Raw genomic sequence first — 22,102 nt, 5'->3', positions numbered from 1 at the left:
ATGTGTTCACGTAATTAGAGTATTTCGTTCATGTTCCCGATGACCCCCATCGCGGCTGCGCTCGCACTTTTTATCTGCACAAGTGCACTGGCAGTCCCCTCTGCTATCGGCACCACTCCACGAAGTTTGCTCGCTCAAGCCAAAGGTTTACCGGCGGAGTTCGAAGAGCATTTTTTCGATGTGCCATTGGCGGTTCGGGTGGAACTTGATCAACAATTTCTCGGTGAGGCGATGATCGTATTATCCCGCGATGATCGCATCACTCTGCTTGAGTTTGCTGATGTCGGCGACAGCAACATCCCCGCCAGCGAGCGTGAAACCTGGACCTCTTACTTACAAAAAAGCGTGGCCCTTGGCGCCTGCGAAGGCAGTTGTCCGGAGCAGATGCTTGCTATTCATTACAACCTCGAAAATTCATTAGTGTCGATCCTCACTGAACATGCTGAGCGCGACACTGAAACCAAGCGCTATTACGAGCTGCCCGAGGGCGGCAGCAGCGGTTTGATCGTGCGCAACCAGCTAAACCTCAACGGTGGGCAGGATCAGGATCTGGGCGGGCGTTATGGTCTGGAGGCCAGCAGCAGTCTGGGCAACTGGACCCAGAGCCTGAATATGCAACTGGCCCGTTTGGGCGGTCCGGATGACAAGCTCTATCACGCGATACACGAGCTCTACAGCCAGCGTGAGTTGGAAGGCCGCTTTCTGCGCCTGGGCTATTTCACCCCCAACTCCGAAGGCCTGAGCCGTCAGCCGCGCTCGTTCGGTGCCAGCCCCGACACGGCGGTGGGCCTCATGTACGGCAGCTCCGACAGCCTGGCGATCAACAGCCCCAAGCCCAGCGTCTACCCGATCTATGTCACCGCCAACCGTCAGGCCTCGGTGGAGATCTTTCGCAATGGCTTGCTGATAAACACCCAACCGGTCGATGCCGGCTTGCACACCCTGGATACCCGGCCCTTGCCCGGCGGGATCTACGAAGTGGAAGTGCGCTTGATCGAAGACGGTCAAATCACCTCCACTACTCAAGAGCTGGTGTACAAACCGAACAACTGGCGCAATCACGATGAACGCTGGCGCTACAACCTGTTCGCCGGGCAGGAAAGCAAGTTGTTGAGCAACTGGAATGAGCAGGCATACGGCGACATGACGGCCGGCGCTGCCTTCAACTACCTGTTGCATCCACGGATCATTCTCGGGGTCTCGGGTCGCCAGGTTCGGGACACGCTGCAATATGGCTCGTCGGTCGACTGGACACTGGCCGACAACACCAGCCTTTACGCCAACCTTTTTCAGACCCAGGACCATGGCACCGGTCTCGATCTGCAAGCGATGTACAACTATGGCTCCGGAAGCGTGTTCGCCACCCATAACCGCAGTTGGCTGGACACCACCAATACCTACCAAACCCTACCCGACGGCACACGCGTGCGGCAGCGCAATGTGTTTATCGGCCAGACCAGCAACTCGTCGTTGTCGGTGAATCATCGGGTCAGCAGCAAAAGCTCATTCAATGCACGGGTGTCCCACAGTGATGGCAATACCGAAGGCGTGGGCCTCGATCTGGGCTGGACTCAACGCGATATCCTGTTCGGCAGTGACGCCAACTGGCGCTTCTCGGTTTTTGATCGGCCCGGCTCCTTCAGCAGCGGCGACGCACGCAATCGCGGTGTCGATCTGACCGTCAGCCTGGCCCTCGGCGGGCCGGGTGAACAGTGGTCCGGCAGTATCGGTACACGAACCTCCCGTGACGGCGGGCGCGACAACAATGCATCGCTCACCTATCGCAAAGACCTTCAAGGTCATGTCTTGCAGAGCGTTTCGGCCACCGCGATTACTGACACTTACGGCATCGGCCTTTCCGGAACGACGAGCTTCAATAACGAGACAATCAATGGCGATGCCTTTGTCCAGCGCTCTTCCTTCAACGGCAACTTCACTGGTGGCTTGAACCTGGACAGCACGATTGCCGTGGGCGGTCAGCAAATCGTCATGACCAGCCAGCATCAGGGCAGTGGTGCCGGGATGATCATCGACGTCGAATCCGACCTCGATGAAATCGCCCTGCGCGCCGACGACTTGAGCGGTGGCAGCGCCAGCTTGCGACCGGGGCGCAATTTTATCCCGATCACCGCCTATAAAAGCAGTTCGGTGAGCTTTGACTTCGAAGGCAACCACCCTCCGGCGGCGACCATTCAACCGGCGCGCACCAGCTATCACCTGAACAAGGGCGGCGTGGACTACCGCAAGATCACCGTCAGCAAAACCCTTACCGTGCTCGGCCGCCTGGTCGACTCCCAGGGCAAGCCGCTCAAGGGCCATCACATCATCAACCATGCCAGCCGCGGGGTCAGTGAAGTCGACGGCTTCTTCTCCATGGAAATGAAAGCCGGCTCGCCGACCCTGGAAGTGCGTCATGGCGATCAGTTGCTGTGCCAGTTCCGCCTCGATCCGGGAAGTGCGCGCAATGAGAACGATGTGTTGATGATCGGGGACTTGCGTTGTACGCCGGATACCTTGGCGGATGCGAACTATAAAGCTGAGAGTGCGGGTTAAGGCATTAGCGTCCTGAATGGGATTAAAGAAGACGTGGAGCAAATGTTGAAGTTTGCCGGCCACACTTTTCGGGTGAGATCCCAATTAATTGGGACTCGCAAATTTGATTGGCGTACTTGCAGCGGAGGCGCGTCCGACTGCTCTTGAGATATGAGGTACAGAAATATGAAACGCCTGTTGGCATTGTTTGGCTTTTGTTTATTCACCCAGACCGCTCATGCGGGACCGAGTATCAATGTCGGGACGGTGTATGACTATCTGGATGGCGATAAAAGTACCTACCTCAAACGCGTCTTCAATGGCGGCGACAGCACCGCCTTCGTCAAGGTCAATATCCTTGAAATCGTCTATGACGCCGATGGCACATCGCGGGAAATCCCGCTGATGTCTCAGGCCGACGCCAGCGCCCGTGATGGCCTGATGGCCAGCCCCGCCCGGCTGATCGTGCCGGCCAATGGCATGCAGGGTACGCGTTTGTTGTACATGGGCGAGCGTGAGAAAGAACGCTACTTCCGAGTGCGTTTCGTGCCGGTAGTGCCAGAGAAAGAGGATGAGTTCACCGTCACGGCCGAAGAACGCGAAGACTACAAAAAAGGCCTGTCGGCCGGGGTTAACGTGTTGGCTGGCTACGGCACAGTGTTTTTCGTGCGGCCCAAGGAGACACGCTTCGACAGCGTGATCGATAACGGCACGGGTCAATATCAGATCCGCAACAACGGCAACACCGTGGTGGTGATCGATGAGTTCAAGGATTGTTCAGTGAAAAACGAACAAGAGTGCCAACCCACCACCAAACATCACATTCTGGCCGGTCGGACTTTCCAGTTCGAGAAGCAGGCCGGTCGTGAATACCGTTTCACCCTGGTCGAAGGTGAGAAAAGCAAAAAACTGGAAGTGAAGGGATAACCACGCAACCGCTTTCTGGCAACTGGCCTTGAAGTAACAGGTGATGAAAATGTTCAAGAAACTGACCATCGTGCTTTCACTGGCAGGTGTAATGCTGGGAAGCACTGTGGCTTTTGCAGCCATAGAGAGACACACGTTCGAGGTGTCGGTGAGCATTCCAACCTCGGCGTTTTATGTGCTTCCGGCAGACCCCGGCTGGATTCATCGCGAGCAGATACTGCCCTGGAATCTGGTGACGTCCACGCTGGGCAGTTTGCGCAAGTCGTTCGATGTCAAGAATGAAGCGGGTTCGATCGAAGCACGGCTTGAAGGCCGGCCTTATCTGTCGAATGGCACCAATGCCCATGATATTGCTCTGCGGGTTATGTTTAACGGCAGGTTGTTGAGTGAACTGGAGTCCAGTGAAGTTGTTTCTTTAGGTGACGCGGCTTTGGGTAAGCGTGTGTTACTGGAAATCGTGCCAGTTCCGCCCTCCGACGGTGTTTATAAGTCGGGCGATTATTTTGGTAACGTCAATATGATTTTCAATGCAGTGCTGCCGGGGTCTTGATGTTATGAATGTTGCAGTTATTGTTTTGACGCTATGTGTTGTCGGGTTCTCTGTAACTTCAGTTCATGCGATAGAAGAAGAAGTTACAGCGGTATTCAAGCCGGATCCAGCAAACCCGCAGGTTAACAAGTTTGAAAATACGACGCCAGTAAGTAGCATCTGTGAGGTGCATATCCCCACGCAATGCCAAGCACTGAATATTTTCAGTCTGCGAAACACGGGGTTCCGTGCTTACTCCAATTCACCGATCCCGGCGAATCATGCGTTGATGGTGGGGGAGCGGAACCCTCGGCAAGGCGCAATGTTCAAGGTGCCGTCGCAATGGCGCGCTTTTCAAGTGACACACGAAAAGAGCGGAGAAGTCGAGACGGTGGAAATGCGAATGGCGGGTATCGGAAGCCACTGGCGTACTCCTCGGCCCCCGGGCGTCAGTGCCTGGGCTTTGCCGGGAAGGAGCTGGAGCGAGCAGTGGCGGTATCCATCAAGCCCATGTGTAGCGACTGGTTTTTTCACGGCCGATTCGGCTAACGCGAATTTTTTCTGGATCGTGTCTGAGGACGCCGGGGCTTGCGTCGCATTCCCTGGTATCGAACTTTCATCGCTTGAATATCGCACGCTTGAATATGCCTACGAGCTCAGAACTCCCAAACCATTGGAGATGTCCACGGGTCAATACCGTGGCAGCCTTACCTATTCGATGGGGCCAGGGGGTGATTTCGATTTTGGCGACATTATGATTCCCACTGACACTCAAATGACCTTCAACTTCACCCTGGATGTGCAGCACACCCTCAAGGTTGAAGTTCCGCCGGGTGGCAACAATATCCAACTGGTTCCACAGGGAGGCTGGCAGGCCTGGCTGAATCAGGGGCGTAAACCGACGCGGCTGTTTCGTGATCAGACTTTCAATATTTCTGCTTCTTCGCGGTTCAAGATGGGGCTTGAATGTCAATACTGGGCGGGCGGCAACACGTGCAATGTCTACGACTCCGTTTCGGGCCATTCGGTACCTGTGAATGTCAGCGTGAGTTTACCCAGTGGTCTGGTTGATGAGACCGGGAGTTCCGTTAGCCGTCGACCGTTACGTCGTGACGGCGTCGGAACTGAGTTATTCCAGCCAGTTTTTTATGTGGATCGCAAGCCAGGGATCTTGCACTTCGAGATTCCCGCGGGTGAAGTGGCCGAGATGATCCACCCGGGAACGGCCCGGCAGTACTCCGGCAATGTGACCGTTATTTGGGATTCGGAGGTGGGGTGAACTCGGTTGCAGGTTTCAGGGACGCTTCGCACCCAGCGGGAGCAAGCTCCCTTGCCAAAAATATCCTCCAGAGGACCAGGCTCTGAGTTATCAGAGCCTCGATAGTGCTACCGGCAGGCACTGGGTATTACTCCCCGGCTTTAAGTAAGGCGTGAGAATCGGCGCCATGCCCTTGAGCACTTGCACCGGCAACGCCGAGGTGAATTTGTAGGTTTGCGCCGAGGCACCGGGAACGAACGCGGTGAGGGTGCCAAAGTGATGCTCGCCGATGTAGAACACAAAGGTTGCGGTGCGGTTGATCGATTTGGAGCTGAGAATCCGTCCGCCGGACCCGATGGCTTCGATGCGGTTGTCACCGGTACCGGTCTTGCCGCCCATGGCCAGTGGGGTGCCGTCAGGCAGTTTGAAACTACCGGCGACCCGCTTGGCGGTGCCCGCATCCACCACTTGCGACAACACTTCGCGCATCGCCGTCGCCACCTCGGAAGGCATCACTCGTTTGCCTTTGTCCGGGTCGTTGATCAGCCTGGTTTCATAGGGCGTGTTGGCGGCGAAGTGCAGGCTGTCGATGCGCAGGGTTGGCATACGCACGCCATCGTTGAGGATGGTGCCGATCAGTTCCGCCAGAGCCGCCGGGCGATCGCCGGAGCTGCCGATGGCGGTGGCCAGTGACGGAACCAGGTGGTCGAACGGGTAGCCGACTTTCTGCCAGCGCTGGTGAATGTCGAGGAACGCCTCGATCTCCAGCATGGTGCGGATCCTGCTGTCGCGAGCGCTCTTGTGTTTGCTCTTGAACAGCCAGCTATAGACTTCCTGACGCTCGAACTCACTGGCCTTCACGATCTGGCTGAACTTGGCGTCGGGGTTGTTCAGCAAATATCCCATCAGCCACAAATCTAAAGGGTGAACTTTGGCAATGAAGCCCTGATCCGGTAGGTCAAAGGCACCGGGGCCGTAGCTTTTATAGAGCCTTTCCAGACGCTCATCGGTGAGCTTCTCGGTGACTTTTCCGGTGGTTTTTTCGGTGGTCTTGGCGGTTTTCAGATGCGAGCGTACGAAGCGGTTGAAGCTCTCCTGACTGGCTTCCGGCAACAGGTAGCGGTGCACTGCGGCGAGACGGATGGCTGTCGGGTGCATACCGTCGAGGAAGGTTTCGAGGCGGGCCTGAGTATCCTTTTTCTGGTACTTCTTCCAGAAGCGCAGCAGGAACGAAGTGCCCTCACGGTCGGCGAATTGGGCCAGATACTCCTGACGCCGTGGGTCACCGTCGTCCTTGAGTAATAGGGCGCTGTTATTGGGCCCTGAGTAAGTGCTGTAGCGCACCAGGTCGCGCATCAACCGAATGAACGGCAGGTTGATCGACTCGCGTATGGCATCGCGCAAGGTCGGGCTGCGGCCGTTGTCTTCGCTGCGGAAGTTGTGGAACGTGTGTAGCCCGCCGCCGGTGAAAAAGGATTCGCCGGGGCTCGCCGAGTATTTGCGATCGAGGGCTTCACCGAGCATTTTTGGCAGGCTGCGGTCGGTGTTCTGGATCAGGTAATCGACCGCCCAACGGGTGATTCGATCCTGGTCGGCGACCTCGGTTTTTTTCAGCTCTGCCGGGGTTTTTGCCCCATAGCGATCATGCAGTTCGGAGATGATTTGCAGGTAAGTGGTCAGCACCCGCATCTTGGCGGTGGAGCCCAGCTCCAGCTTGCTGCCTTCGTTGATGTCAAACGGCTGATCGGTGCTGTCGGTCTGTACCCGAACCCGCGAACCGTCGGGGGCGCGTTCGAACAGGGTGAAGCTGTAGCGCACTTGTGTGGTGCTGGTGGGCGTCAGCAGGTGCTCGCCAAACAGACCCATTTGCGCGGCGAACGCCGGGTCGGCCAGATGCTTGAGGTACTCGGTGGCCTTGGTTTGCAGCTCGCTCTGCAGCGTACTGGTGGCCGACAGGTCAAGGCGATCGAGGTCATACAGCGGGCGGTTGAGCAGGGCCGCCAGGCGGCTACGGGCAACGCTGATGCCTTTGGTGGTTTCGATGGGCTGGATGGTCGGTTGCTGCTGCCAGTCACGGTAAGTCACCTTGCTGGCCAAGGCTGCGTCCGACAGCGGCGCATCGATCACACCGTTTTGCGCGAGCAGGCGGATATGGCTGTCGGTGAGGTCCGTCAATTCATTGCGGCCCTTGGACAAGTAATGCGAAGGCCGGCGCTGGGCAATCATCAACGACAACACCTGACGTAAGGCCAGACCTTTTTTCGCCAGACTCTGTGGATCCTTGGCGTTGCTGGCCAGGTCCTTGTTGACCTGATTGAAATCCGCGCCATACCAGACCCTCAGGCCCTCAGCCATGCCATGCACTTCACCATGCCCGGGCACCGCTGACAGTGGCACGCTGTTGAGATAGTCGCGGACGATGTTTTTCCGCGCATCCACGGTTTGCGGGCCATCTTGATAGGCGCGCACGCTGGCAGAGATCATCTGGCGGATTTTTTCGCCGCCGGACACCGTCAGACCGTCCGGAGAGTGCCGATATTTTTCGAGCTGTGTGGCCAGGGTGCTACCGCCAGCCGTCTGGCCGGGCAAATGAAGCAGTTTCGCCACTTGCGACCAAGCGGCAATACCGAAACGTGGCCAGTCCACGGCAGGGTTGGCCAAGGGCTGTTGAGGATCGAGCAGATCGCGGTTTTCGATAAACAGCAGGCTGTTTATCACCAACGGTGGAATCGCTGCAAAGCTTGAATAGAGTTGCTGCGGATAGTTGTACTGGTACAGCGGCGTAGCGCGGCAATCAGTGATCGACAGCCCTGCCTGAATTTTTTCCGTATAGGGAACGAAGAAGCCTTTTTCGCTGTAATTGAACAATGCCGGGGAAAAGCGGGTCTGCGACTGGATCATATAGTCGCGCTTGAGCAGTCGCGGCAGGAATTCACCCAGGGAGCTGTAGCCCAGGCGTTTGTCGAACGGGCCGGCGCCCGGATAGAAAATCGAATCGCTGGCGCCAGGCTCCACGGAGTAGCTCAACGAGGCTGCGAATTTGCTGAACTCGTGAGCCTGCACTTTCGATGTGCGCATCTCCTTGGCGGCGGCGAAGCCCAGAACAATCAGGGCAATCAGCAGCAGCAACCAGAACAGCCGCCACCAGTACCGGCTACGCCGAGGTTTTTTGGGTAAAGGCGCTTCATCCACGCTATCAGTTGGCTCCATAGCTTTACTCGAATCGGATTGCCACAAAGCGCCCATAGTCGACTGATCCATTCACGCAGATTGATCTGACTTGTTTGAAGCTTAGACCGTGGTTGGAACCGGTGAAAAATTTGTGAAGGGAAGTCTGCGGTCTTTTTATGACGGCTGCGGGTTGGCACGAATTCTGGGGGGATGGTCATTTGTGGCGAGGGAGCTTGCTCCCGCCGGCCGGTCCGCGCTCGGGCGCAGCAGTCGTAAATCCAGCACCTGGGTTTCACCTGAAGATACCCGGTGGCTGAATTCAGGGCCGCTGCGCGCCCCAGCGGGAGCAGGCTCCCTCGCCACAAGGATTAGCGTGTCTTTCATATGAAAGCATTGATATAGAGCCATCGAACAAGAAAATGCGCCGTAGGCAGGGGCATGACGATGCACCATTGCTGTGCAATACTCCGCGCCGTTTGCAGGCGGGATGACGCACAAAATCCAGGTAATGCCCCTCCGTCCAAGGCGATTTTGCCGCGACTTCTCGCTGAATCTAGTCGTTTATATAGTGAAAAGCCCTGTTAAGAGCTTTTTATACTGCACGTCCGCTGATCTCGTAGGTTTTGTCCTACAAGACAGGCCTGTCCACAAGGTGGGCCCGGTTGAGCAAGTACAGGCTACCCGCCCGTATTTCGAATACTCGGTGGTTCATATCCAATAACAAGACGAGGTTGTACCCCTATGCCAGTTGGCAATCATCTGCCCCATGGCGAGACCGCTCAGGGCGGCCCGCTGAAACGCGAACTCGGCGAACGGCATATTCGCTTGATGGCGCTCGGCGCCTGTATCGGTGTCGGGCTGTTCCTCGGCTCGGCCAAAGCCATCGAAATGGCCGGCCCGGCAATCATGCTGTCCTACATCATTGGCGGCCTGGCGATTCTGGTGATCATGCGCGCCCTCGGCGAAATGGCCGTGCATAACCCGGTAGCCGGTTCCTTCAGCCGCTACGCACAAGACTACCTGGGCCCATTGGCGGGTTTTCTCACTGGCTGGAACTATTGGTTTCTGTGGCTGGTGACCTGCGTCGCGGAAATCACCGCGGTGGCGGTGTACATGGGCGTCTGGTTCCCCGATGTGCCGCGCTGGATCTGGGCGCTGGCGGCGTTGATAAGCATGGGGTCGATCAACCTGATCGCGGTCAAGGCGTTCGGTGAGTTCGAGTTCTGGTTCGCGCTGATCAAGATCGTCACCATCATCGCGATGGTCGTCGGCGGCATCGGCGTGATTGCGTTCGGCTTTGGCAACGACGGTGTTGCGCTGGGGATTTCCAACCTGTGGAGCCATGGCGGTTTCATGCCGAATGGCATCCAGGGTGTGTTGATGTCTCTGCAAATGGTGATGTTCGCCTACCTGGGCGTCGAGATGATCGGCCTGACTGCCGGTGAAGCGAAGAACCCGCAGAAGACCATTCCGAATGCAATTGGCTCGGTGTTCTGGCGCATCCTGCTGTTCTACGTCGGCGCGCTGTTCGTGATTCTGTCGATCTACCCGTGGAACGAAATCGGTACTCAAGGCAGTCCGTTTGTGATGACCTTCGAGCGTCTGGGCATCAAGACCGCTGCCGGCATCATCAACTTCGTGGTGGTCACCGCGGCGCTGTCGTCCTGCAACGGCGGCATCTTCAGTACCGGTCGCATGCTCTACAGTCTGGCGCAAAACGGCCAGGCCCCGGCGGGTTTTGCCAAGACCTCGAGCAACGGCGTGCCGCGTCGTGCATTGTTGCTGTCGATCGGTGCTTTGCTGTTGGGCGTGTTGCTCAACTATCTGGTGCCGGAAAAAGTCTTCGTTTGGGTCACCGCTATCGCCACCTTCGGCGCGATCTGGACCTGGGTGATGATCCTGCTGGCCCAGCTCAAGTTCCGCAAAGGCCTGAGCCCGGCTGAACGTGCGGGGCTCAAGTACCGCATGTGGCTGTACCCGGTGAGCTCGTATCTGGCGCTGGCATTCCTGGTGCTGGTAGTCGGACTGATGGCTTACTTCCCGGACACTCGTATCGCCCTGTATGTCGGCCCGGCGTTCCTGGTGCTGCTGACGGTGGTGTTCTACGTGTTCAAGCTGCAACCGACCAATGCCGTGCAAGGCGCGGTGCGTTCAGCTTCGTAATTAGCAGCGCTGAAAAAGCAAAAGCCCCGGTCGGATGATCGGGGCTTTTTAGTGTGTGAATTCAAATCGCCGCCACAGGCACCGGCCGATTCAACCGCTTGTTGAAGTCCAGCCACGCACCCAGCAATGCCATCAATCCCACCCCCAGCACGGCGCTGAAGATCTGGATCGCCAAAGCATCCCCGGCCAGCGAATTGAGCATGTCCGCCAACGGCGCCAACAGCACACCGAAGCAAAACACCTCCAGCGAATAACGACCCATGCGGCAGCTTTGCTGTGCCAGCCAGTTTTGCGTCCAGTCGCTGCTTGGCAACAGCTTTGCGGTGACGTAGGCGAGGGCGAGGAAGTGCAGCAAACGTGTCGGCGAGAGGTTGGTCTTGCTGATCGGGTAGAGCCATTCGCCGAGCATTTTTGGCATGAAAGCGTCATGTACTGCCGGCCATTTCCACGAGAGGGCAATCAGCCCGGTGATCAGCAAATAGACCGTCGCTGCGACAAACATCGGCTGGCGCGTCAGCTGGCGAGATTCCGGCACGCGTGGCAGTTGCCCATGAATCGCCGCTGCACCGCCGAGAATAAACAGCAGTTGCCAGGCCATCGGATTGAAGAACCACACACCGCCATCTGTAGCCGCCAGGTTCCATTGAAACCACGGCGCCAGTAAGTACAGCACCACCGACAGCCCTACCACGTACTCGGCCTTGCGCAACAGCATCGGCAAGACCAGCGGCAAACCGAGCAACAACAGGATGTACAGCGGCAGCGGGTCCATCAGGTTCGGTTTGAAGCGCAACAACAACTGGTCGACCAAGGCTTGCTGCGGGTTGCTCAGAAAATACTGCAGACCCATCTCCTGCACCAAGTCGCGGGTTTCCACATGGCTGTTGGCGAAAAATACGATGCCCATCAGCAGCGCCAACAGGAAGATATGCACCACATACAACACCCAGGCGCGCCGCAAGATTTTCACACAGGCGATCAGGTAACCGTCGCGCTGGGCGATCTTGCCGTAGGCCAGCACCGCCGCATACCCGGCCAGAAACACGAAGATCTCCGCCGCGTCGCTGAAACCGACATTGCGCACGGTGAAATGGGCGAGTGGATTTTGCGGCACGTGATCCCAGAAGATGAAGATCAGCGCAAGACCGCGAAAGAAATCGATACGAGGGTCGCGTCCGTTAAGCATGACAGCGGGCTCTTGAGCGAGGGTTCAATAATGAGTGGCGGGCGCAGCAAAAGGTTGCGCGCCGCACATCGGCGGCGCGCAGGGTGGCGGGATTTTCCGGTAATTGCAAAAGCTGGGTATTACTGGATGTCTCCGCGCAGGATGCAAAGGACGGGGCACGTACCCGCGAATTAAAGCGAGTCGTGCCCACTGGTCTGTTCGCAGAGCTGAAAGTAGACAAGTGGGCCAAGGGTGCCAAGCTTCATATGTACCCGCCCCGGTCTGAAAGCCGCAGTGTTCGCAAAGAACGGTGCGTCAGTAATGTCTTCTTCGAACAGGAAAGTGACGTTCGCAGAGTCATGGATGGATAACGGTATTCAATTGAATAGCTGCTAGCAACCAGGCCGGAAGTAAGCACCATGGATATAAAGCCAACGTTTCACGGTTTTCCCCGATTCGTATCCGTCGGCTTTCTTAATACGTTGATTCACTGGACGACGTTTTTTGTTCTGCACGCGGTCATGGGCATTCGTCAGTCGCCCAGTAACGTCGCGGCCTTTTGTCTGGCGGTTTCATTTTCCTTTTATGCCAATGCGCGATACACCTTCAAACGTAAAGCTACAGCGTCGCGTTATCTGCTGTTTGTCGGGTTCATGGGCATGATGAGCCTTGGTGTGGGTTATGCGGGGGACCGATTACAACTGCCAGGGCTGATCACCCTGGTTGTTTTCTCAGCCATCAGTCTGGTCTGTGGTTTCTTCTATTCAAAGGGCTTCATTTTTCGGGAGCGTGAGACGTGAAAGTCTCGCTGATCGTTCCGGTGTTCAATGAGGATCAGGCCATTAACCTGTTTTATCAGGCTGTCCGCCAAGAATTGTCGCTCTGTGAGTTCGAGGTCGAGATTGTTTTCGTTAATGACGGTAGTTCAGACCAGACCGCTGAGCAGGCTAAAGCCCTCGCATTGGCCGATGACGAGGTGCTGGTGGTCAATTTCTCGCGCAACTTTGGCAAGGAGCCAGCATTATTTGCCGGGCTAGAGTACGCCAGCGGTGACGTTGTGATTCCGATGGATGTTGATCTGCAGGACCCGATCAGCGTGATTCCTCTGTTGGTCCAGGAGTGGATGAACGGGGCTGATGTGGTTCTCGCCAAACGCCGTGCTCGCGCCGCCGACGGTTACCTGAAGCGGCATAGCGCGGCACTGTTCTACCACTTGATAAACAGGATCGCCTACACCAGGATCGAAGAAAATGTGGGTGATTTCCGGTTGATGGACCGCAAGGTCGTGAATGTCATCCGGGCGCTTCCGGAGCATCAGTTATTTATGAAGGGCGTCCTGTCGTGGGCGGGCTTCAATACGGTGGTCATCGAATACGAACGGGGCGAGCGAGTGGCGGGAACCACCAAATTCAACGGCTGGAAGCTATGGAACCTGGCACTGGAAGGTATTACGTCTTTCAGTACCGTGCCGTTGCGGTTGTGGACTTATATAGGCAGCGGGATTTCCTTGTTTGCAGTCTTTTACGCTGTGTATATGGTGTTCGACAAAATATTCTTTGGCAACTCTGTGCCGGGTTACCCGTCGTTGATGACGGCCATTCTCTTTTTGGGCGGTGTTCAGCTTATTGGCATTGGCATACTAGGGGAGTATATCGGTCGAATTTATATCGAATCAAAACACCGGCCGAGGTACGTGGTGAAAGATGTTATAGGTGGCAAAAGCAGGCTTGGAGTATAAAAAGTTTTGTGAGGTTCAGGGCTGAGAAAAGGGGCGCTGAAATGAGGGTGACCAGTTTTTTGGATAAGAAACTGTTGGGTCGTGAAGTATTGATGTTTTTTTTGATTGCTGCTTTTGTTTATATATTCCCTCTGATGTTGGCGGACTACTATTATATTGACGATAACTGGCGGTCATTGGCTGCCGGAACAGCCTGGGCGGGCCAGGGGCGGTTATTCACCGAGCTGTTTTACAATGCCCTGACGTTTTCATCGGGTGCCCCGAATATTTTCCCACTGCCTCTTTTAATTGCCACGTTCGCCATGGCCCACGCCTTGACGAGCCTGACGATGCATTACTACAAAGCACCCACTGTTTCATGTTGCTTTGTGCTGTTGCCCCTCTGGTATACCCCGTTTTTTCTGCAAAATCTGTCCTATCAATACGATGGACCTGCCACGACGTTAAGCCTGGTGGCCGTTATTTATGCAATCACCTTCCATGCGAAGTCTGCGCTGCTGCAAATCGTGGTGCCTGGCCTGTTAATAGCAATGGGGGTGGGACTTTATCAATTGAGCATTAATGTTTTTTTGGGGCTTTGCTGTGTCGAACTGGTCAGGGTAGTCAATGAACAGGCGTCATGGGAGGCGTTACGTTCGCTGGTTAAGTGGAAACTTGCACAGCTGATAGTCGGCGGCGTTATTTATTATTTAGCGGCTTATCCACTCATTATTCAGGAACGCTTACCTCTGCTGGAGTGGAGTGTGAATGGGCTGATCCAGGTTGAAACCAATATCGGCGTCCTGAAAAGCAAAATTGCGCTGCTTTTTCAGGGAGGGAATTTTTGGTTGCTGTGGGCTGTGTTGCTGTGCGCCGGGGCTGGGGCCGTGCGGATCGGGCTCAATTTATTTAAACGAAAAGAGAGTGCGCTGAAAAAAATAACGCTGAGTTTGATGTGTCTTCTGACCCTGCCCGCGCTGTTGCTGCTCGTTTCGGGCGCTGCTCTGATTTTCAGGGATTTCAATGAAGGCGCAAGAACCTTGATGGGGTTTTCGGTGTTGTTGGTGTTTTTGTTTTATTTGAGTCATCTGTTGCTGGAGGCCATTCATCCGCGACTGGGTGTTCTGCTGGCGGTACCTCTGCTGAGCATGCTTTCCCTGTCCTATGCCTATGGGCGCGTTCTGAATGTGCAGAAAGAATTCGCAACCAGTGCGCTGTTTTCGCTTGAACACGACATCGCCTCCCATCAGCAACTACGAGAAGCCAAGCGAATATATATGTCGGTTACTTATTCCGATCACTGGCTGTCGGGCGCTGCAGGCTCTTTCGAGTTGATGCCGGTACTGGCTTATATTTTGAATGTGGACTTTTTCATGTTGTCCGAAAATTTGCCCCGGGTGGGTATCACGAATGTGGTCACCGAAAAAGAGCGGCGAAATGCGACGCGGGTAGGGTATAGAGGCTATCCACCGGTGGTGGATAGCAAGTTCTATAACATCTACCTGGTGGGTGACTATGGTTTTATTGTCATGAAAGAGCCGCCACGAGTGCGATGACGGTCTTTCAATTGAGTATTACTTCCCGTCCAGAAAACTCAGCACCGAAGCATTGAAAAGCGCCGGGTCCTGGATAAAGGCGAAGTGGCTGGCATTGGGCAGGATCAACAGACCGGCACCGGGGATGGCCGCCGCGATGTATTCGGTGTGTTCGCGTTTGATCGCTTCGTCATGGTCACCGTCGACAATCAATACCGGAGTTTTGATTTTCGCCAGATCTTCCGGAGTCCAGTTTGGCTGGCTCGCCCACATATGGCCGATTTGCTCGACGAAGGCATCGTATTCCTTGGGCGTTGGCGACAGCTTCACGTATTCCTTGCCAGCGCGTTCGATGTAGGCGGCGAAGGTTGGGTTCTTCTCGATTCCTTCCTTGACGCCCGAGGTTTGGGTATTGGCGGCGTAGGCGAAAACCTTGCCGACACGCTGTGGATAACGCATTGCCATATCAAGCCCCAAAATCGCCCCGTCACTCCAGCCAACGAAGTCGGCGCGGTCGATTTTCAGCTTGTCGAGCACTGCAATGACGTCGTCCGCCATCAGGTCATAACCGTAAGGTCGCGCATCCCGTGAGCTGCGGCCGTGGCCACGGCTGTCGAGGGTGATGACAGTGTGCTTCGCTGCCAGGGCTTTAACCTGATTCCCCCAGTAATCGGAATTGGCCAGACCTCCGTGAAGGAGCACGACCGGCGACCCGTGGCCGATTTTCGAGTAGTAAATTTTGATGCCGTCGACATCGGCATAACCGGTTTTTGCACCGGCTATCGGAACGGGTGTAGCGGGCAGTGTTTCCCAACGCTCTGTGGCATGAGCAACGTTGAATGACATCAGCAAACAGAGAGCAGCAAGCAAGCGACGAGGCATAGGTATCTCCGGTGGAAAGACCAGATCAAAGCGACCCGGAATTCTTGTTTTAGAGCAGAACCAAGCCGTCAGGCGATCGGGCTTCAGATCAAAACCGGACGTTTAAGCACACGATTACTCCAGCGAGATGCTGGGTGCGAGAAGCTGGCAGGGATGTTTTTGCTGAGGACTGTGGTCAAGGAGTGAGAAGTTGGACGGCCCATAAGGTGAGCTCTCGTATTATTTTGTTGCCCATATATTCCTACCGTTCGTCGCGTGTCAATACGCCGCCTTCATTATCAGGCCGGATTCCCACAATGGTTTGTCTCACCACAATGCTTGGAAGTGTCAGGCACTTTGCGCCTGGAGAAATATCGAGAACAGTTCGGACTGGGACTTGATTCCCAGCTTGCTGTACATGTGTTTTTTATGGACTTTCACGGTTTCGACGGAAATTTCCAGCTTGCGGGCGATTTCCTTGCTTGAGCAACCGCTGAGCATCAAACGCCCGACATCCAGCTCGCGGGCGGTCAATTGCGCGCCCTTGAGCTGTTGCACGGAAGCTTCCAGCTGAATACGCCAGTCGCCGTGTGCGGTGGCCTGCGGTGCCGCCAGCACTTCGTTGATTTCATAGGGCAAGCGCTGGCGCAACAGGCCGAGCACCCAAGGCTGGATCAGTGACAGCAGGGCAATCTGCTCGCGGCTGAAGCGTTGTCGGGAACCCAGCGACAGGCACAACGTCCGGTCGCCATCGAGCTGGCAATTGAACTGGATTTCATCGGCCACCACATTCAGACGAAAGTAACGCTGGTAATACTCGGTGAGCTCAAAGTGCTCCGGCGCGACTTCGGCCAGGCGATAGAGACCGGTATGGGGCTGCTCGCGGCTGGCAATGTAGAACGGGTCGAACAGGTACAAACCCTTGAGGTAATCCTGAAACAATTGATCGGGGCTGCCGTCTTCAGCTGGAGATTCAGCGAACACTTGCGGGCGCTGATCGCTGCTGAAAAGCAGCACGACCCAGCTGTCGAAGGCCACGTACTGATCCAGCAGGCGCACCAGTTGCGTCCAGAAATTGGGCCTGTCGAGGGCGTCGATCATTTGCCCGACCGAGCGGTGCCAGGCGATGTCTTCTAACGAGAGTGTCATACGTCTACCCCTATCGAGTTACCCCAGTCGCGTAATTCCCCAGGCTGTTCGCAGCTGCGCATACTGAGCGCAGATCCAGTGGCCGGGCAATCCCGGCGTAAAGAACAAGGAAAACCCATGAAGGTCGAATTAGCCCAATTGGCGGGCCGCGATAACGGCACAGCTTACAACCTTGAGCGGACCTTGGCGGCGATTGCTGCCTGCGCTGCCGATACGCAGTTGATCGTGTTTCCGGAAACTCACTTGATGGGCTTTCCGTCTGCCGAAACCGTAGCCCAGGTTGCTGAACCACTGGACGGCCCGACCGTCACCGCCGTGCTGAACGCTGTCCGTGAACGCAACATTGCCGTGGTGGTCGGCGTCGCCGAGAACGATCACGGACATTTCTATAACACCACGCTGCTGATCACCCCTGAGGGCATCGCCCTGAAGTATCGCAAGACGCACCTGTGGGCCTCGGATCGCGGGGTGTTCAGCGCCGGTGATCGTTATGCGACCTGTGAGTGGAACGGTGTGCGGGTCGGTTTGCTGATCTGCTACGACATCGAGTTTCCGGAGACTGCCCGTGCGTTAGCGCAACTGGGCGCCGAATTGCTGATCGTCACCAACGGCAACATGGACCCTTACGGTCCGACTCATCGCACCGCGATCATGGCCCGTGCGCAGGAAAACCAGGCGTTTGCGCTGATGGTCAACCGGGTGGAGGACGGTGATGGCGAGTTGTTGTTTGCCGGAGGCAGTGCGCTGGTGGATCCGTTCGGCAGCCTGGTGTTCGAGGCTGGACGGGATGAAGGGACCTTCAGTGTTGAGCTGGATTTGAATCAGCTAACGGCCGCGCGGCGCGATTATCGGTATCTGGACGATCAGCGACTGCGGTTGCCGGGTGAGGTGATTGAGCATGCTGATGGGCTAAGGGAGTTGATGATTCCTGCAACATAGATCGTTCCCACGCTCCGCGTGGGAATGCCTCACTGGACGCTCCGCGTCCGCTTCGGCAGTGACGCGGAGCGTCACGGGCTGCATTCCCACGCGGAGCGTGGGAACGATCAACGGTTCCTTTGCTGCGCGTGGGAGCGATCACAACCAATAACAACAACGCAACACCTGCTATTTCCGCCGAACTCGGCTCTGCCATAAATCTAATAAATTCGGAGTAGTCGCTCATGGCTCGTTTACAACGCACCTTGTCGTTAGGGTCGGTGGTGCTGTTTGGCATCGCTTATATGACGCCGATCATCGTTCTCGGCACCTTTGGCATCCTCGCGCAATCCACCTCCGGCATGGTCCCAGCGGCGTATCTGGCGGCGCTGGTGGCAATGTTCTTTACCGCCATGAGCTACGGACGAATGGCCGCGGCGTTCCCGGTCGCGGGTTCCGCTTACAGCTATGTGCGCAAAGCCATCAGCCCGAAACTGGGGTTCATCGCCGGCTGGGCGGTGTTGCTCGATTACCTGTTTCTGCCAATGGCGATCTGGCTGATCGGCGCGGCGTATCTGCATTCGGCATTCCCGGCTGTGCCGCAGTGGATTTGGGTCCTGGCGTTTATCGGCGTCACCAGTGCGATCAACATCATTGGCCTGAAACTGGCCAACGGCATCAACGCTTTGCTGATGCTGGTGCAGTTTCTGGTGTTGGTGGCGTTCGTCGCGCTGTGCATCCATTACATCGGCGGCGACGCCAGCAAACCGTTGTGGACGGTTGCACCGTTCTTGCGCGGCGACATGCAGATGCCGCTGATCATGAGTGGGGCGGCCATCGCCTGCTATTCGTTCCTCGGCTTCGATGCGGTCAGCACGCTCACTGAAGAAACTCGCGACCCGCGTCGCACTATCCCACGGGCGATCATGTTGATCACCCTGATCGGCGGGCTGATTTTTGTCGGCGTGTCGTACTTCGTGCAGGTGGCGCATCCGTCGTTCCAGTTCGACAACGTCGACTCGGCGGCCTATGAAATTGCCCGCAACGTGGGCGGTGACCTGTTCGTCTCGATCTTTATGATCGGCCTGATCGTCGGTCAATTCGCCTCGGGTCTGGCGGCGCAGGCCAGTGGTTCGCGGCTGCTGTACGCCATGGGGCGTGACGGTGTGTTGCCAAAATCTTTCTTCGGTGCCTTGCATGAACGCTTCGGCACACCGGTCAACAGCATCTTGCTCTGTGCAGTGGTGGCCTTGCTGGCGCTGGAACTGGACGTGACCACCTCCACCTCATTCATCAACTTCGGTGCGTTCCTGGCGTTCAGTCTGGTGAATCTGTCGGTGATCTTTCACTACTGGATCGGCGGCGACAAACGCGGTCCGCGGGAGCTGCTGCTGTTTCTGATTTTCCCGTTGATCGGGCTGGTGGCGGACTTGTGGCTGATGATCAGCCTCGATCATCTGGCGATTTATCTGGGCTTGAGTTGGTTGGCGATTGGCAGCGTGTACCTGGGCGTGTTGACCGGCGGTTTCCGTCGCCAGCCACCGGAGATGGATTTTCAGGAAGCGGGTTGATTTAGCGGGGCGGTGAGGGCTTTTGTGGCGAGGGAGCTTGCGCCCTCGCCACAGAGGAGCGCGTTTTACTTCCTGGCGACAATCACCGCGCGCATTGGCGCTGGCAAGCCTTCAATGGTCTTGCTGTGATCGTCCGGATCAAGGAAATCGCTCAGCGACTGGAACTTCATCCACTCAGTCCCGCGCTGTTCCTCGACACTGGTCACGCTGACATCCACACAGCGCACATCGCTGAACCCGGCACGGCGCAGCCATAGCATCAGTGCCGGCACCGACGGCAGGAACCAGACGTTGCGCATTTGCGCATAGCGGTCTTCCGGCACCAGCACTTGATGCACATCGCCTTCCACCACCAGCGTTTCCAGTACCAGTTCGCCGCCCTTGACCAGGCAATCTTTGAGCGCCAGCAAATGCTCGATCGGCGAGCGACGGTGGTAGAACACGCCCATGGAGAACACGGTGTCGAAGCCTTCCAGGTTCGGCGGCAAGTCTTCGAAAGGGAATGGCAGATGCCACGCGGACGGTTCCGACAGATAACGCTGTACGGCCTGGAACTGGCAGAAGAACAGCCAGTTCGGATCGACGCCGATCACGCTGTCGGCCCCGGCGCCGAGCATGCGCCACATGTAGTAGCCGTTGCCGCAACCGACATCCAGCACTCGCTTGCCCTTGAGGTCCAGATGCGGGGCGACCCGTGACCACTTCCAATCCGAGCGCCATTCGGTGTCGACGTGCACCCCGAACAGATCGAACGGCCCTTTGCGCCACGGCGACAGGCCCATCAGCGCGGTGCGCATCTGTGCTCGGGTTTCATCGTCGCAGTCGGTGTCCAGGGTCAAGCCGTCCAGTAGATCAATGCGGCTCGGCATGATCTTCGGCAGGGCATCCAGCGCACTCTGCCAGCGCTCCAGGTCGCCGTGACCCTTTTCCATTTTGGTATCGAGTTGCGCTTGCAGGCCGTTGGCCCATTCAGCCAACGGTGTGCCGGCCAGACGACGGGCGAGGGGTGACAGATCAATCATGGCAAGGCAATCAACGAGGCAAAGTTAAGACACTGGAACCACGGCACGACTTTCGAGAACCCGGCCGCCAGCAGGCGTTCGCGGTGTTCTTCAAGGCTGTCGGGTTTCATTACGTTTTCGATGGCGCTGCGCTTCTGGGCAATTTCCAGTTCGCTATAGCCGTTGGCGCGTTTGAAGGCGATGTGCAGGTCGGTGAGGAGCGCGTGCTCCTCAGCGTCAACGAAGCGCAACTTCTCCGAGAGAATCAGCGCGCCGCCCGGCAACAGGGACTGATGAATGCGGCTCAGCAGCGTCAGGCGCTGGTCCGGGGCGATGAATTGCAGGGTGAAGTTCAGCGCCACCACTGAGGCTGGCTGGAAGTCGAGGGCGAGAATGTCACCTTCGATCACTTCCACCGGCAACAACTCCTGGAACATCGAGTCCTGACCGTTGAGGTATTCGCGGCAACGCTCGACCATCGCTGCCGAGTTATCCACAGCGATCACCCGGCAACCGTCGGTGCGCACGTGGCGGCGCAAGGCCTGAGTCACGGCACCGAGGGAAGAGCCCAGGTCGTACAGCACACTGCCCCGTTGGGCGAACTGCGCTGCGAGTACACCCAGGTTCTCGACAATGGTCGGATAGCCCGGCACTGAGCGCTTGATCATGTCCGGGAACACCCGCACCACGTCCTCATTAAAGGCGAAGTCTGGCACCTGAGGCAGGGGCTGGGCGAAAAGGCGATCGGGTTCTTTGCTCACGGCGGTTCCAGCGGCGTAGGTGGAAAAGGTCGGCATTTTAGCCAACTTGGCGGGGGGATGCGCGGTCTGTCTGATAAAGCGCTGGGTTCACACGATGATCGTTCCCACGCTCTGCGTGGGAATGCCGCCATGGACGCTCCGCGTCCGCCGTTGATGTGACGCGGAGCGTCACGGGATGCATTCCTTTGCTGCGCGTGGGAACGATCTATCGGCGGGTTTTTTGTGCAAACGCCGACGCTGCAATCCCCCATTGCCCCAACCAGTAACTGAGGATGATCACGTACGGCGCAGCCTCAAACGCCACCACAAAGCGACTGATGCCAATCACGCTGTCGGAAAATACAAACGCCACGGCACCGCCTGCCGCCAGCAAAGCCGAACGCTCGGGCACATCGCTGCCCAACCGGGCCAACGCACGCCAGAGCATGGCGCTGATGGCCAGGCCGTAAACAATCACTGGAATCAGCAACGGGCCAAGGCCATGGGCGATCAGGATTCCCAGCAATACCGCGCCGACACCGAGCGCCAGTAACAGCGGAAACAGCGCCAGCCGACGGCAATCACTCACATACGCTTTCAGATAGGCCAGGTGCGCGATCAAAAACGCTCCGAGACCAAACACAAACAAATCCCCTGGCCACGCCAGCAGCACATCACCGAGCAGGGAAAACAGCAGACCCAGGCTGATCCAGCGCCGATAGTCGCTGGGTGGCGCATCGTGCAACCAGCCAAGCAACGCCAGAACCGGCAACGGCTTGACCAGCAGGCACAACAGTTCGGCATGAACACTCAGCCCATAGAGAAAGGTCACCGCGCCCATCAGCGCGAGGATTAGCCAACCCAT

General features: G+C 56.9%; 17 protein-coding genes. 10 read left to right on the top strand and 7 right to left on the bottom strand.

What is annotated here, in order from left to right:
• Window positions 1–30: 30 nt before the first annotated feature.
• From ACN1C3_RS13535 to ACN1C3_RS13520, 4 genes are all read left to right on the top strand, one after another.
• Complete coding sequence (locus ACN1C3_RS13535) at window positions 31–2,553, top strand: CS1-pili formation C-terminal domain-containing protein (protein WP_419116313.1); 2,523 nt, start codon at window positions 31–33, stop codon at window positions 2,551–2,553.
• Between the two features lie 165 nt (window positions 2,554–2,718).
• Complete coding sequence (locus tag ACN1C3_RS13530; protein WP_419116312.1) at window positions 2,719–3,459, top strand: molecular chaperone; 741 nt, start codon at window positions 2,719–2,721, stop codon at window positions 3,457–3,459.
• 49 nt (window positions 3,460–3,508) lie between these two features.
• Window positions 3,509–4,009, top strand: a complete 501-nt coding sequence (locus ACN1C3_RS13525) for a CS1 type fimbrial major subunit (RefSeq protein ID WP_419116311.1) — start codon at window positions 3,509–3,511, stop codon at window positions 4,007–4,009.
• Window positions 4,010–4,013: 4 nt separating this feature from the next.
• Window positions 4,014–5,267, top strand: a complete 1,254-nt coding sequence (locus tag ACN1C3_RS13520; RefSeq protein ID WP_419116310.1) for a hypothetical protein — start codon at window positions 4,014–4,016, stop codon at window positions 5,265–5,267.
• 90 nt (window positions 5,268–5,357) lie between these two features.
• Here the strand turns inward: ACN1C3_RS13520 and ACN1C3_RS13515 are convergent, their stop codons facing one another.
• Window positions 5,358–8,492 (bottom strand): transglycosylase domain-containing protein, encoded by a 3,135-nt coding sequence (locus ACN1C3_RS13515; RefSeq protein WP_419116309.1) that lies wholly within the window; start codon window positions 8,490–8,492, stop codon window positions 5,358–5,360.
• Between the two features lie 666 nt (window positions 8,493–9,158).
• Between ACN1C3_RS13515 and ACN1C3_RS13510 the strand changes: the two genes are divergently transcribed.
• Entirely contained in the window at window positions 9,159–10,580 is a 1,422-nt protein-coding gene (locus tag ACN1C3_RS13510) for an amino acid permease (RefSeq protein ID WP_419116308.1), read from the top strand.
• 61 nt (window positions 10,581–10,641) lie between these two features.
• On the opposite strand, the gene ACN1C3_RS13505 is transcribed toward ACN1C3_RS13510, so the two are convergent.
• Window positions 10,642–11,766: an OpgC family protein gene (locus ACN1C3_RS13505; RefSeq protein ID WP_419116307.1), complete on the bottom strand. Its 1,125-nt coding sequence runs from the start codon at window positions 11,764–11,766 to the stop codon at window positions 10,642–10,644.
• A 398-nt stretch (window positions 11,767–12,164) separates the two neighbouring features.
• Between ACN1C3_RS13505 and ACN1C3_RS13500 the strand changes: the two genes are divergently transcribed.
• From ACN1C3_RS13500 to ACN1C3_RS13490, 3 genes are read left to right on the top strand one after another with little or no spacing between them, the layout of a single operon-like run.
• Entirely contained in the window at window positions 12,165–12,545 is a 381-nt protein-coding gene (locus ACN1C3_RS13500) for a GtrA family protein (protein WP_419116306.1), read from the top strand.
• Window positions 12,542–13,483, top strand: a complete 942-nt coding sequence (locus tag ACN1C3_RS13495; RefSeq protein ID WP_419116305.1) for a glycosyltransferase family 2 protein — start codon at window positions 12,542–12,544, stop codon at window positions 13,481–13,483. The genes ACN1C3_RS13500 and ACN1C3_RS13495 overlap by 4 nt, the downstream gene beginning before the upstream one ends.
• A gap of 41 nt (window positions 13,484–13,524) precedes the next feature.
• Window positions 13,525–15,018 carry a glucosyltransferase domain-containing protein gene (locus tag ACN1C3_RS13490; RefSeq protein ID WP_419116304.1) on the top strand — a complete coding sequence of 498 codons (1,494 nt, stop codon included), beginning with the start codon at window positions 13,525–13,527 and terminating at the stop codon, window positions 15,016–15,018.
• A gap of 18 nt (window positions 15,019–15,036) precedes the next feature.
• Here the strand turns inward: ACN1C3_RS13490 and ACN1C3_RS13485 are convergent, their stop codons facing one another.
• Window positions 15,037–15,879, bottom strand: a complete 843-nt coding sequence (locus tag ACN1C3_RS13485) for an alpha/beta fold hydrolase (protein WP_419116303.1) — start codon at window positions 15,877–15,879, stop codon at window positions 15,037–15,039.
• A gap of 327 nt (window positions 15,880–16,206) precedes the next feature.
• Window positions 16,207–17,007 carry a response regulator transcription factor gene (locus ACN1C3_RS13480; RefSeq protein WP_419116302.1) on the bottom strand — a complete coding sequence of 267 codons (801 nt, stop codon included), beginning with the start codon at window positions 17,005–17,007 and terminating at the stop codon, window positions 16,207–16,209.
• Between the two features lie 117 nt (window positions 17,008–17,124).
• On the opposite strand from ACN1C3_RS13480, the gene ACN1C3_RS13475 reads away from it, so the two are divergent.
• Entirely contained in the window at window positions 17,125–17,946 is an 822-nt protein-coding gene (locus ACN1C3_RS13475; RefSeq protein ID WP_419116301.1) for a carbon-nitrogen hydrolase family protein, read from the top strand.
• A gap of 224 nt (window positions 17,947–18,170) precedes the next feature.
• On the top strand, window positions 18,171–19,496 hold the full coding sequence (locus tag ACN1C3_RS13470; RefSeq protein WP_419116300.1) for an APC family permease: 1,326 nt from the start codon (window positions 18,171–18,173) through the stop codon (window positions 19,494–19,496).
• A gap of 65 nt (window positions 19,497–19,561) precedes the next feature.
• Here ACN1C3_RS13470 and cmoB read toward each other — a convergent pair whose 3' ends face one another.
• From cmoB to ACN1C3_RS13455, 3 genes are all read right to left on the bottom strand, one after another.
• Window positions 19,562–20,518, bottom strand: coding sequence for a tRNA 5-methoxyuridine(34)/uridine 5-oxyacetic acid(34) synthase CmoB (gene cmoB / locus ACN1C3_RS13465; RefSeq protein ID WP_419116299.1), 957 nt, complete (start codon window positions 20,516–20,518; stop codon window positions 19,562–19,564).
• A complete protein-coding gene (gene cmoA / locus ACN1C3_RS13460; protein ID WP_419116298.1) occupies window positions 20,515–21,294 on the bottom strand; it encodes a carboxy-S-adenosyl-L-methionine synthase CmoA in 780 nt (259 codons plus the stop codon). The genes cmoB and cmoA overlap by 4 nt, the downstream gene beginning before the upstream one ends.
• A gap of 169 nt (window positions 21,295–21,463) precedes the next feature.
• Window positions 21,464–22,102, bottom strand: a complete 639-nt coding sequence (locus ACN1C3_RS13455) for a lysoplasmalogenase (protein ID WP_419116297.1) — start codon at window positions 22,100–22,102, stop codon at window positions 21,464–21,466.

This window comes from Pseudomonas sp. H11T01 (assembly GCF_048515765.1).
In the GTDB taxonomy this organism is placed as follows: Bacteria; Pseudomonadota; Gammaproteobacteria; order Pseudomonadales; family Pseudomonadaceae; genus Aquipseudomonas.
This window is presented reverse-complemented; position numbering and strand designations above follow the sequence as displayed.

Coding starts and splice junctions, on each gene's coding strand:
- ACN1C3_RS13535 (WP_419116313.1), top strand. CDS start 31: ATGTTCCCGATGACCCCCATCGCGGCTGCGCTCGCACTTTTTATCTGC.
- ACN1C3_RS13530 (WP_419116312.1), top strand. CDS start 2,719: ATGAAACGCCTGTTGGCATTGTTTGGCTTTTGTTTATTCACCCAGACC.
- ACN1C3_RS13525 (WP_419116311.1), top strand. CDS start 3,509: ATGTTCAAGAAACTGACCATCGTGCTTTCACTGGCAGGTGTAATGCTG.
- ACN1C3_RS13520 (WP_419116310.1), top strand. CDS start 4,014: ATGAATGTTGCAGTTATTGTTTTGACGCTATGTGTTGTCGGGTTCTCT.
- ACN1C3_RS13515 (WP_419116309.1), bottom strand. CDS start 8,492: ATGGGCGCTTTGTGGCAATCCGATTCGAGTAAAGCTATGGAGCCAACT.
- ACN1C3_RS13510 (WP_419116308.1), top strand. CDS start 9,159: ATGCCAGTTGGCAATCATCTGCCCCATGGCGAGACCGCTCAGGGCGGC.
- ACN1C3_RS13505 (WP_419116307.1), bottom strand. CDS start 11,766: ATGCTTAACGGACGCGACCCTCGTATCGATTTCTTTCGCGGTCTTGCG.
- ACN1C3_RS13500 (WP_419116306.1), top strand. CDS start 12,165: ATGGATATAAAGCCAACGTTTCACGGTTTTCCCCGATTCGTATCCGTC.
- ACN1C3_RS13490 (WP_419116304.1), top strand. CDS start 13,525: ATGAGGGTGACCAGTTTTTTGGATAAGAAACTGTTGGGTCGTGAAGTA.
- ACN1C3_RS13485 (WP_419116303.1), bottom strand. CDS start 15,879: ATGCCTCGTCGCTTGCTTGCTGCTCTCTGTTTGCTGATGTCATTCAAC.
- ACN1C3_RS13480 (WP_419116302.1), bottom strand. CDS start 17,007: ATGACACTCTCGTTAGAAGACATCGCCTGGCACCGCTCGGTCGGGCAA.
- ACN1C3_RS13475 (WP_419116301.1), top strand. CDS start 17,125: ATGAAGGTCGAATTAGCCCAATTGGCGGGCCGCGATAACGGCACAGCT.
- ACN1C3_RS13470 (WP_419116300.1), top strand. CDS start 18,171: ATGGCTCGTTTACAACGCACCTTGTCGTTAGGGTCGGTGGTGCTGTTT.
- cmoB (WP_419116299.1), bottom strand. CDS start 20,518: ATGATTGATCTGTCACCCCTCGCCCGTCGTCTGGCCGGCACACCGTTG.
- cmoA (WP_419116298.1), bottom strand. CDS start 21,294: ATGCCGACCTTTTCCACCTACGCCGCTGGAACCGCCGTGAGCAAAGAA.
- ACN1C3_RS13455 (WP_419116297.1), bottom strand. CDS start 22,102: ATGGGTTGGCTAATCCTCGCGCTGATGGGCGCGGTGACCTTTCTCTAT.